This window comes from Bradyrhizobium sp. Gha, assembly GCF_900113735.1.
Taxonomy (GTDB): domain Bacteria; phylum Pseudomonadota; class Alphaproteobacteria; order Rhizobiales; family Xanthobacteraceae; genus Bradyrhizobium.
This window is the reverse complement of the sequence record NZ_FOQM01000090.1, coordinates 1-1,571: the sequence shown is the minus strand read 5'-3', so window position 1 is coordinate 1,571 and position 1,571 is coordinate 1. Positions and strand designations below refer to the sequence as shown.

General features: G+C 58.1%; 2 pseudogenes. One reads left to right on the top strand and one right to left on the bottom strand.

Annotation, left to right across the window (positions count from 1 at the left end):
• Positions 1-80: 80 nt before the first annotated feature.
• Positions 81-936 (bottom strand): annotated as a pseudogene (locus tag BM222_RS39670) (site-specific integrase); the annotation flags it as partial.
• Between the two features lie 351 nt (positions 937-1,287).
• On the opposite strand from BM222_RS39670, the pseudogene BM222_RS40765 reads away from it, so the two are divergent.
• A pseudogene (locus BM222_RS40765) lies at positions 1,288-1,429 on the top strand (transposase domain-containing protein); the annotation flags it as partial.
• Between the last annotated feature and the right edge of the window lie 142 nt (positions 1,430-1,571).

The following is a 1,571-nucleotide window of genomic DNA, read 5'->3' as shown; positions in this document are numbered from 1 at the left end:
TGCGATGCTGGCCTCCAATCCAGCCAGCATCTTGAATCACAATCCGCCAAAAACCGGAATCCCTCCGATTCAATTAAGCAAGGAAATGCTCTAGGGATTGGGCGCGGCAGCAGCTCCAGCGGGCTGGTCGACGCGCACCTTGTTCGTGGCTATCCGGAGATATTGCGCGGTTGTGGACAGGCTGCGATGGCCAAGCAAGAGCTGGATGGTGCGAAGATCGGTGCTGGCCTCGAGTAGATGGACGGCGAAGGCATGCCGCAGCGAATGCGGCGTCACGGGCTTGGCAAGGCCCGCTAACCGATGCGCCTTGCTGCAGGCGTCCTGCACCGCGTTAGTCGATATCGGCTCGTTGGGGATACCGCCGGGAAACATCCACGTCTTTGGCCGGACGGCGCGCCAATAGTCGGTCAGTGTCTCCAGCAATCTTGCCGAGAGCATGACGTAACGGTCCTTCTTCCCCTTGCCTTGATCGACGCGCAGTACCATCCCCTGTCGGTCGATGGCTTCCGGCTTCAGGCGTACCGCTTCGGAAATGCGCAGACCGGCGGCGTAGCATGTCGTCAAGATCACTTGATGCTTAAGGCTCTCCACGCAGCCGAGGAAGTGCAGTACCTCTTCGGGACTCAGGATGACGGCGAGCGTCTTGGGCACCTTTGGGCACGGAATGATGAGGTCGAACTCCCATTCGAAGCCGAGCGTGACACGGTAGAAGAAACGGCGCGCTGAGACGGTCACGTGGATCGACTTCGGCGCCAACTTCTTCTCGTTCGTCAGATAAACTTGGTAGGCGCGGACATCTTCCGGCCCGAGCAAAGCCGGCGACTTTGCAAAATGGCGGGCGAACTGCGAAATCTGCAGCAGGTAGCAATCCTGCGTATGCGGTGACAGATTGCGGATCTGCATGTCGTTTATCATGCGTAACCGAAGCGGGGTCATTGACAGCTTCTTGGCAAAAAACGAAAACTGCCCGGGGGCAGCAACGCCATCTTGCTCGAAGCCAAGCCCATGAACGCTGCAAATTACGTCTCACCATGGCACGCCAAAGCGGTTACAGTTGCTTCAGCCGCATTCCTTCATCCCGACGATGGGTCACTCTAGCCGAGAGTTCTGCCGCGGAGCGGCTTCGTCCAACGCCGTTTATGCCGCCCGCCGGACTATGCCGAACGGAGTTGGTATGGCACGCCGTTGTCACGCTGGCACCGCCGATCGCGTGCAGGGCAGCCTCATTCCATTCGGCATAGTCTGGTCGTTCAGAGCGCCCTCGGCATAGTTCGGCGGGCGGCATAATCAGCTAAAATGGACGACGTGGATCCACAAGCTTGGCTCGCCGATCTCCTGGCACGCATCGCTGCACATCCGTACAACGCTCGACGAACTTCTTCCCTGGAATTGGCGCAACAGAAATAGCCAAGTCAACCAAGCAGCCTAAGTCACCGCTCCGCGGTCCTCACCCGTTTTCAATTGCCCACAAATGCTTGATTCGATTGCGGTAGTCCTGATCGAAAAATCTTAAATCCGATGAATCGCTGGTGATTCATTGTCGGGCACCTGAATCGCGACGGCGAGGTGCC